This is a genomic window from Methanobrevibacter sp. (genome assembly GCF_017468685.1).
Lineage (GTDB): Archaea > Methanobacteriota > Methanobacteria > Methanobacteriales > Methanobacteriaceae > Methanocatella.
In genome coordinates this window covers 1-9,411 of sequence record NZ_JAFUHT010000043.1, presented here as the reverse complement: position 1 = coordinate 9,411, position 9,411 = coordinate 1, and the positions used below count along the sequence as shown (strand labels likewise).

Genomic DNA, 9,411 nt, shown 5'->3' with positions numbered 1-9,411 from the left:
GGAGAAAAACTGCTTGATGATGATGAAATCAGACTTAGGTTAGAAAATACTGATCCGTATTGTCTTAACTGCGGAAAAATAGTTAAAAAAGGCGATGAGATTTGTGAGTGCGGATATGAATTTGAGGACGTCAACTGTCCTGACTGCAACACTAAAAATCCATACACAAACAGATTCTGCACCAGCTGCGGAAAAAAACTGTGGACAAGCGATGTATATGATTATAAGTATCCGGAACGTTTATTTGAGGAGCATCTTTTCAATGTGTCTCTGCCATATGAACTGCACAACACCTCATTATTTAAACGTGCAAAAAAAGGAATCGGAAAAAAGGACATGCCGAGTTCAGCCAACAGTCTGGAGGGTCTGAAATCAGAGTCTGAAAAAACCGACAGGAATTTATCTGAAATATGCTCAAGATGGAAAATTGTATCACCCAATTACTGTATAAACTGCCTCGCCATAGTAAAGCCTGATGAGTACAGATGTTCAAAATGCAAACCGCCTTATTCAGCTGACATGAAAAGAATCGAATCCATCCGCATCAAAGGCAGCTATGTCGAACCGAAATTCGATTCCGTTGAACTTAAATGGACACCAAAATACAGTCCTAATTATTTGGGCAGTTTAGCTCCTGCAATTGCAGAATCACAATTTGAATACAGGGAAAGACTTAAATGGGAACTTTCAGAAAACAGTAAACTTAAAAAAAGAATAAAGATTGCGATTAAACACAAAAAACAGGAAGAGCTAAAAAAAGCAGAACGTGAAAGACTGGCAGCGGAATTACAAAGACAAAGACAAGAGCAAGAAGAATATATCAGACAGCATGGCGGCGGCTTTTGCAGTTTTAGTTGCAGGCACTGCTATGAGGAATTTTTAGATGATCACGGAGCAATAGTTGGTGAGTTTACAATGGGAGGATACAGCGAGTATTACTGCACTCTGGGACATAGTGTTCAATTCGGAAAGTATTGTGAAGATTTTAAATAGGTTTAAAATTGAAAATGGTTATGTTGTAAATGATTTTTTATAATACTATTTTTATCATAATTTAAATAGGATTAGAAAAAATTTCATCTGATTACCCCTCATTATGTTTAAATAGTATTTTAAAATTAAAAAATTCTTTTATAGCTAACTTTTTCTTTTAAATCAAATAATGGCAATCCCACCATTTTGGCAGTTCGGCGAGCATGATAATAATCATCCACATGCCAGGACCAATGCCTTTTGATAACCTCATCTCTCAATTCTACAAGATCACTGGAAATTAAATATACACCCATTTCTTCATTAACATATTTCCAGCAGTCTATCTTTTCTTTCTTAAAGCATACATAAACACTGTAAAAACCAGTTATCTTCCATTGACAGCCATCACCATTTCTTGTTCTGGGAATCCCATACCTCTTTTTGTCATTTTCATCAAAATATTTTTTTAAGATAACCATAGCCAAAACCTGTTTAAATTGTATTCAACAATAGTGATTTTTTTATTCTCACACAACTAACCACTAAACTCTCCACAAATATTTTTTGTATTCACTCATTAAATTATATATTTTATAATTATTAAATAATGCAGAAAACAAACATTCTGTTATGTCGGAAATTAATATAGAAAACAAGTGTTCTGTTATACAACATATGTAGAACTTTAACATAGTTTTTGTTCAAAATATACTCCAGAAAAAATATCAGATTACTGTTAAAATTTTAATGGCAAATGATGCAATTGTAATATTTTTACTTTGATACACTGCTAAAAATAAGTTTAACATGACGGCAATGTTGATTTTAGGGTGTAAAATTTTACGGATTAAAAAAAAATTACTCGAATTTCAGATGGTTGAAGATTTTCTCCATATGGTGAACGGCATCGGTGACTTCCTCAGGTGTGATGTCGATGAAAGGATCATAATCAGCTTTTTTTCTTAATTCTGCCAATTTAGATAACTCTACATTACTTCTTTTTTCACCAAAATTATATAATGCATTTCTCACTTGAGTATGTTCAGATATTCTTTCATCAGGAGCCAGTTTCAAAACAGGAATTGGTTTAAATTTCTTAACATCCTCAAGCCACAACAGACAATACAAAAATGAACTGAAATAAGCTCTATTAATAATTGTTGAGTTAATACAGCGATCAGAACAACCATCTGGAACCAACTGATCTTTTAACATTAATAGATGCAATGTCAATAGATACAATTCAAACTGAGGGTATTTAGTAATATCCATAAAAATCCCCCTATATGAAAATTCGGGCCCATTGACAGAATTTTTCAATACCATGAACTCTTGAAAACTCTTCCATATGTTCAGAAATTTCATCAAAAATTTCATCCAATTCATTTTCAGAAGTTCCATTAACCCTTTCAAAATCAAAAATATACTCCTGAACATCAATATCAGGAAATTCCCTCATACTCATCTCACCCAAATCATCAAAATTTTTAGCAAAATCCATGATTTCACGAGCATAAATTTGCCTAGCAGGCTCCATCTCCTTTTTAAACCTTTCCAAATTAGTAACCATAATTATCACCAACTTTTGATTATAACTATTCGTAAAAACACTAAATTTTCCATAAGGAAAAAGTTACATTTGCCACAATTATTATATTAATTTCCTTAAATATAAATTTAACGATTTTGTATGGCTAAAATCAAAAACCTAATAAACTACATTTAATATGAATTGAATGCAATTCAATACGTTGAAAATAATATTGAAGTGACATTGTGAAATTCCCATACCTATAAAACGACACATAGAATGATTAATTTTAAAATCAGTATTAATTTAAACTAAATGTCTATGAAAATCCCACATTTATAACCAAATACATGAATACTGGAAGAATTTTTCAATGCCATGAACTTTAGAAAATTCTTTCATATAATTTGAAATTTCATCGTGGATTTTATCCAATTCCTCTTCAGAAGTCCCCTCAACCTTTTCGAAATCGAAAATATACTCCTGAACATCAATATCCGGAAATTCCCTCATGCTCATCTCACCCAAAGCATCAAAATTTTTAGCAAAATCCCTAATTTCACAAGCATACAACTGCCTAGCAGGCTCCATCTCCTTTTTAAATCTCTCCAAATTAGTAACCATAACACCACCAACTTAATTCATAAAAAAAATCCAGCGATCATATCCATATTCGAGCATTGAGACAGAATTTTTCAATTCCATGGACTTTTGAAAACTCTTTCATATGATTAGAGATTTCATCATGGATTTTATCCAATTCCTCTTCGGAAGTTTCATTAACTTTCTCAAAAGAAAAAATATAATCCTGAGTATCAATATCCGGAAACTCATCCATAGTCATTTCACCCAAAGCATCAAAATTTTTAGCAAAATCCCTGATTTCCCGAGCATACAACTGCCTAGCAGGCTCCATCTCCTTTTTAAACCTTTCCAAATTAGTAACCATAATTATCACCAATTTAATTCAAATAAAAATCCACCGATTATATCCAAATACATGCATTTTGACAGAACTTTTCAATTCCATGTGCTTTAGAAAACTCTTCCATATGGTCAGATATTTCATCAAATATTCTATCCAGCTCTTTTTCGGAGGTTCCCTCAACTTTTGCAAAAGAAAAAATATAATCCTGAGTATCAATGTCTGGAAACTCATCCATAGTCATTTCACCCAAAGCATCAAAATTTTTAGCAAAATCCCTAATTTCACGTGCATACAACTGCCTAGCAGGCTCCATCTCCTTTTTAAACCTTTCCAAATTAGTAACCATAACACCACCACATTAAATTTCAAATTGTAAAAACACTAATTTTTCCGGATGGAAAAAGTTACATTTGCCTTAATTAATATGTAGTTTTTCCCAAATATAAATTTAACGGTAATGTATGGTCAAATTTGTAAAAACAGCAAACACCCTAATTCATAAGGCCAATGGAATTTATGAAATTGGAAGTAATATTGATAAGTGATTGTATATGGAATAATCATCATAACAGCCATTCTGCTTATGAATATTATAATCTTAACTCAAGCATTTCTTTCAGCTCATCATCACTAAGCTCGGTAATGAATGTTTCATTGCTTTCAATGGTTCTGTCCGCCAAATCGAGTTTGCTTTTAAGTATCATGTCGATTTTCTCTTCAAGTGTTCCCTTGGTGATGAATCTGTAAACCATAACGTCCTTTTCCTGGCCTATTCTGTAGGCACGGTCTGTTGCCTGGTTTTCAACTGCCGGATTCCACCACAAATCATAATGGATAACGTTCTGGGCACTTGTAAGGTTCAGTCCCACACCGCCTGTTTTAAGTGTTGCTATAAGTATCGGATATGACCGGTCATTCAGGAAATTGTCTATGATTTTTTCACGTTTCTTTCGGTTTAGGGAACCGTGAAGAAAAAGCACTTCTGTTTTAAACTTTTTTAGCAGAACTTCCTCAAGGATTTTTCCCATCTCAACATATTGGGTGAATATTATTGTCTTTTCACCAACATCAAGTATGTTTTCAACAATATCGGCCAGAAGCTCGAGTTTGGCCGAATCATTTAAATTGATTTTACCTTTTTTAATGTACTGTACGGGATGATTGCAGACCTGCTTGAGTGAAGTTATCAGCTTTAAAATATTTCCCTTACGTTTAATGCCCTCTTCCCACTTAAGGCTGCTTAAACCGGTTTTTACCAGTTCATCATATATTTCGGACTGCTTTTTTGTCAGCTGACAGTATACGTCGTTGACGTTTTTTTCAGGCAAATCATCGATTATGTTTCTGTCGGTTTTAAGCCTTCTTAGGATAAAAGGCTTTGTTATTGTTTTAAGATTATCCAATACTTTGCTTTGAGGGTGTTTAGCTACAGGCAGGACATAATCCTTTTTGAATTTGCTTATGTTGGAGAGATAGCCCTTGTTTGTAAAGTCAAATATTGACCAGTAATCAAGAAGACGGTTTTCAATCGGTGTTCCTGTCAGCGCTATCCTGTGGTCGGCTTTAATGGCTTTGACTGCACGTGTCTGTTTGGTATTCGGATTTTTAATATTTTGAGCCTCATCGATAACACATAAAAACCATGATTTACGTTTAAATTTTGATTCATCTGATCTAAGCATTCCGTAGGATGTTAAAATCAAATCAACGTTTCTTTTGATTGTTCTCTCATCGCCGTGATATATGCTGTAGGTGAGGTCTGTGAATTTATTGATTTCTGTTTCCCAGTTTGCAAGAAGAGTGGTCGGTGCAACAACAAGCACCTGCCTGTCCAGCAGATCGTTTTGCTTAAGATACAGTATTGCTGCAAGTACCTGAACGGTTTTTCCAAGACCCATGTCATCTGCAAGGATTGATCCGAAACCTGATTTGATGTTTTGAACAAGCCATGAATATCCGACAATCTGATAAGGTCTTAAATTTCCCTTCAATCCTTCAGGCTCTGGAAGTTTGCCCTTAAAGTCAAGAAGTTCCTTGAACTGATCACCCACATCGAATTTGAGATTGCGGTAACGTCCAAGAAGAGCAATCTGGAGAAGCTCGTAGCTTTCAAAATTATTCGGTAAAAACAAAGTGTCGCTTTGAAGTGATCTGAATTTCACCGGATCCATTTTATAGTAATCATCATTGATTTTAACAATTCCGGAGTCATTGATTTTGAGTTTTTGAAATTCACCAGTTGTAATCATGCAGTTTCCAAGGTCAACCATCCAACTGGAACTTTTAAGGTTATCCATGGTTAAAAAGTCATTCTCATCAAGTGTCAGTTTTATTTTAAAGCTTCCCTCATAAAAGTTGAATGACTTTTCAGCTTCAACATTCAAGTCCTTCAGATGGCCTTCAATCCTTTTGAGGTATTTCATGTATTGGCTGAAATCAAGTTTTAGGGGTTCGCTTAATGTCCAGTAAAGCTTGAAATAATTGAAGAGCTTTCGGATGTGATATGTGTATATTAAGCGGTCAGCATCATCATCGGTTTCAAATTCAAGGATAAAATTATCATCCGAATCTGTGATGTGGATTTTATAGTCATAGGGAATGGTGAAAAGTGAAAGGTTTCTTGAAATATCTCTTATGAGTATTTTTTTGCGCTCGCAATCGATTAGTGATGAGCCGATGAGAAGCTCAGAAACATCATTTCGGACTTTATGATTTAAAATCAACTCTAAAAGATCACCAGCAATCAGGCTTACAAAAACAATAATCTGGTCGGTTTTTGAAATGCTTTTGCCATCGACAACTACAATTTCCTCCAAAACATTCACATTAATTTTGTCTGATGGAATCCAGCGTGTGAAAACGTGTTTATCGTCTGCCCTGAATATTTCAGGAACGAGCTCATGATTTTTTATCAAATCAAATGCATAATCCAAAAGGGGGCTTTTGGTTGATTTTAAAGCTGAAATGAAATCCCCTGCATTTTTGAATTTATTGTTTGTGATTTGATAAGCGGAGTTAACATTCAAAGGCAGGTTAATCTTTCCGGAGTATGCTTTAAAATCATACCTGTCAATCCATTCGTTCATAGCGTCAAGAAGATTTTCAATTTCATCTCTCAGGTAACGGTCCAAAAGGAATGTGAGACTGGTATTATAAGTATTGGAGAATATATCCTCAAAGTCCTTGACGGGAAACGGAGTGATGTTGTTTAAATTCAGGCCCCTTAGGGAAAATATCAGAAACGGGTTGTATTTGAAAACCTCTTCAAGTCTTTTTAAAACGGCCATTGCCTCATTGCACAAAAATCCGGTGCTCCAACATGAGCAGTCAACAATCAAATCGATGCCTGATGAGGGGAAAATGTCCACACCGCAGTTAAATAAAGCGTCAGGAACAATTCCGTTTATCAAATCAATGCGGATTTCGGGTTTTTTTGCAACGGCCAAAAGTCTGTCTTTTTCATGAACGCTGAACTGGCGAAATGTAACGGTGAGATTGTGAATATCCTCACCAGTACTGACTTCAGCTGTAACCATGTCCTCTTCAAAATTTAAATTAAAAACCACATATTTCTGCCATCTGAATCCCAAAGATGAATTGTAATGATTTTTAACAATATTTTCAAACCACTTCTCCATGCTTATAGTATTGTTTTACCTCTTTAAAATACTTTCAATTGAATAGTTTTTATATAAATCTATAAACAATATATTGCCTTAGTTTCTTAAAAACCCTAATAAATGATGAATACCTGAAGTGGAATTGTGAAATTTCAATAGCCCTAAACCAATGCGCAGAATGTTTTTAATTTATAATATGCTCATGATATGGTCCATATTTGCATGCAGTTTATCCAATTTATCCGCTTCAAGATAAATGGAAAAATCCAATAAACCTGCCCGCTCCATAAATATCTCAGCCAGATCATACCATGAATCACAACCGGAGATTACCTCATCGTTTAAAAGTTTTGCAATCCTTATAAGTAAATCGCATGCAAAATCATGATCGTGTGTGCCTAATACAATGCCGATATCATCAGATATGAAATCATACAGTTCATTTTCCATCAAATCCAAATCATGAAAGCCGTGATATCTGAAGTCCCGTCCTTCAGCCTTTTTGAAAATACTGTTTAATTTGGCGTTGTAGAAATCCTTATCAACAGGTTTATCCTTAAATTTCCTGAGGAATTTATCCTTAAAATCAGGGTTTGTTTCAAATTCATTTAAAAGAAAATCCCTTAAATCATCAGGACTTGCCATGCTTAAAATATCATCAAAATCAGGACTTTCCAGGTAGATTTCAGGATGGCTTTTAAGATAGTATGTAAGGGCCGCTTCATGAATGCAAGGGTATCTGGAAGGACAATCACATGAGGAGTATGACGGACTTGCGTATTCAATGAATGTTTCAACCTTATGATTATCCACCTGTGCTATGATTAAAACACCGTCATTGCTTTTGATTGAAACCTTTTCTGCCAGATTAATGGCTTCATCCAAGTCCTCTGATTTGTATAATTTTTCCCACGCCTTCAAAGTTATTCACCTGATTATGTATTTTGATTTTCCGGTTAATAAAATAATTGAAATTTAAGACAATTTTACAAAATAACATCACTATTGACTTTATTTTGTAATTGAATAATTATATGGTCTTAAAAATCTTTAAATATGATGTGAATCAAAGTATTTTTAATGAATAACTCTCGAATTAGGAAGAATTAAATGAAAGTTAATTTTAAAGTTTATTTTAAAAGTAACTGGATGATTTGTACTGATTCACCCCTACTAAATATTGGAGGAATGAATTATGGAATCTGAAGTTTCCAAGCTTTACTGTAGATTTAACTCATTTCATTGACATGATTTGCATAATAGTACTCTTATTCTTGTTCATGTAAGAGTATAAGTTTCTCTCTTTTATCACCTGCAAATAGATTGTAATCCATTTTATACGAGGTTTCTTTCGAAACAACCCAGTTTCGGTGTTCTCCCCTTGTTTAAAGCACACCCTACTATCAGCAAATCTTCATATATGATAAATAATTAATATTTAACCAAGAGGTTAAGCCTCCACAATTAGGTGATAATCTAATTGACCAATATTTAGTTGGGTTAAATCAATATCTTGGGTAATTGCAGGATTTAAATTCTGCAATTGATATTGATTACAGTCATCTATTTTTATGATATCTGCAGCAAAAATCAAAGTGTGAAAATTATTAAATTTACGATTAATTATTTAGATAAATTATCACCAAACTATTCAAAATAATGACGGTAAAATCTATTAAATGTGTTCTAATCTAAAAACGAATAAATTTGACCTGACAAATCCCCATGGCCAAACAAAAATTTCAAATATTTTCAATAATGATTTAAAAAAAGGAAGTAGATGCGTCGCACCTACTTTTTAACTTTAACTGATTTTTTAACAGTAATTTTAGCGAAGCTGGCTTGGTATTTGACTTTTTTACCTACCTTAAGTTTTTTGAGGATTTTTTTCTTGATGGTGACTTTTGCAACACCTTTCTTGTTGGTTTTAGCAGTGTATTTTTTGCCGTTGAACTTAAAGGTAATCTTTTTGCCTTTTACTGCTTTATTGTTAATTTTCAAGGTTGCCTGCAGGACGAGCTTTTTGGAGGATTTCTTAACGCTCACCTTTTTGAGTGTCAGTTTTATGACGGTTTTTTGAGGCGCCACAACAGCAGATTTTACGCTTACCTGATATGTTTTTGAGTAGTAGCTTCCTGAACCGTTAAATTTGACAGTGATGTAATGTGTACCTACGCTTAAATCTTTAATACTTTCACTTATTTTCCCATTAAACTGAACTGTCTTATACTTCTCACCATCCAGATAAATAACAGCATCGCCGCTTAGGGCGGGTCCATTTAAACTAATTGAAACCGGATTTCCATAAATCAAAGAGGATGAAGACACAGATGAGGCGAAATTTGCAGAGTTTTTAT

The 9,411-nt window shown here is 33.9% G+C and carries 8 protein-coding genes and 2 pseudogenes; 1 reads left to right on the top strand and 9 read right to left on the bottom strand.

The window, feature by feature from the left end; all coding sequences use genetic code 11:
• Positions 1 to 993: pseudogene (locus tag IJ258_RS05995) on the top strand (hypothetical protein); the annotation flags it as partial.
• Positions 994 to 1,118: 125 nt separating this feature from the next.
• On the opposite strand, the gene IJ258_RS05990 reads toward IJ258_RS05995, so the two are convergent.
• The 9 genes and pseudogenes from IJ258_RS05990 to IJ258_RS05950 form a co-directional block, all read right to left on the bottom strand.
• Positions 1,119 to 1,454, bottom strand: a complete 336-nt coding sequence (locus tag IJ258_RS05990; protein ID WP_292804376.1) for a hypothetical protein — start codon at positions 1,452 to 1,454, stop codon at positions 1,119 to 1,121.
• Between the two features lie 379 nt (positions 1,455 to 1,833).
• Positions 1,834 to 2,247, bottom strand: coding sequence for a hypothetical protein (locus IJ258_RS05985; protein ID WP_292804373.1), 414 nt, complete (start codon positions 2,245 to 2,247; stop codon positions 1,834 to 1,836).
• Positions 2,248 to 2,257: 10 nt separating this feature from the next.
• On the bottom strand, positions 2,258 to 2,545 hold the full coding sequence (locus tag IJ258_RS05980; protein WP_292804370.1) for a hypothetical protein: 288 nt from the start codon (positions 2,543 to 2,545) through the stop codon (positions 2,258 to 2,260).
• A 297-nt stretch (positions 2,546 to 2,842) separates the two neighbouring features.
• Positions 2,843 to 3,130, bottom strand: a complete 288-nt coding sequence (locus IJ258_RS05975; protein ID WP_292804367.1) for a hypothetical protein — start codon at positions 3,128 to 3,130, stop codon at positions 2,843 to 2,845.
• 37 nt (positions 3,131 to 3,167) lie between these two features.
• Positions 3,168 to 3,455, bottom strand: coding sequence for a hypothetical protein (locus IJ258_RS05970; RefSeq protein WP_292804364.1), 288 nt, complete (start codon positions 3,453 to 3,455; stop codon positions 3,168 to 3,170).
• A 37-nt stretch (positions 3,456 to 3,492) separates the two neighbouring features.
• The gene (locus tag IJ258_RS05965; protein WP_292804361.1) at positions 3,493 to 3,780 is read right to left on the bottom strand and encodes a hypothetical protein; all 288 of its coding nucleotides are present in this window, start codon (positions 3,778 to 3,780) and stop codon (positions 3,493 to 3,495) included.
• Between the two features lie 244 nt (positions 3,781 to 4,024).
• Positions 4,025 to 7,072 (bottom strand): DEAD/DEAH box helicase, encoded by a 3,048-nt coding sequence (locus IJ258_RS05960; RefSeq protein WP_292804358.1) that lies wholly within the window; start codon positions 7,070 to 7,072, stop codon positions 4,025 to 4,027.
• A gap of 171 nt (positions 7,073 to 7,243) precedes the next feature.
• A complete protein-coding gene (locus IJ258_RS05955) occupies positions 7,244 to 7,975 on the bottom strand; it encodes a hypothetical protein (protein WP_292804355.1) in 732 nt (243 codons plus the stop codon).
• An 870-nt stretch (positions 7,976 to 8,845) separates the two neighbouring features.
• A pseudogene (locus IJ258_RS05950) lies at positions 8,846 to 9,411 on the bottom strand (hypothetical protein); the annotation flags it as partial.

Bases quoted from the DNA above. Each gene is read 5' to 3' on its own strand.
- IJ258_RS05965 (WP_292804361.1), bottom strand. From the start codon at position 3,780: ATGGTTACTAATTTGGAAAGGTTTAAAAAGGAGATGGAGCCTGCTAGG.
- IJ258_RS05970 (WP_292804364.1), bottom strand. From the start codon at position 3,455: ATGGTTACTAATTTGGAAAGGTTTAAAAAGGAGATGGAGCCTGCTAGG.
- IJ258_RS05990 (WP_292804376.1), bottom strand. From the start codon at position 1,454: ATGGTTATCTTAAAAAAATATTTTGATGAAAATGACAAAAAGAGGTAT.
- IJ258_RS05960 (WP_292804358.1), bottom strand. From the start codon at position 7,072: ATGGAGAAGTGGTTTGAAAATATTGTTAAAAATCATTACAATTCATCT.
- IJ258_RS05975 (WP_292804367.1), bottom strand. From the start codon at position 3,130: ATGGTTACTAATTTGGAGAGATTTAAAAAGGAGATGGAGCCTGCTAGG.
- IJ258_RS05985 (WP_292804373.1), bottom strand. From the start codon at position 2,247: ATGGATATTACTAAATACCCTCAGTTTGAATTGTATCTATTGACATTG.
- IJ258_RS05980 (WP_292804370.1), bottom strand. From the start codon at position 2,545: ATGGTTACTAATTTGGAAAGGTTTAAAAAGGAGATGGAGCCTGCTAGG.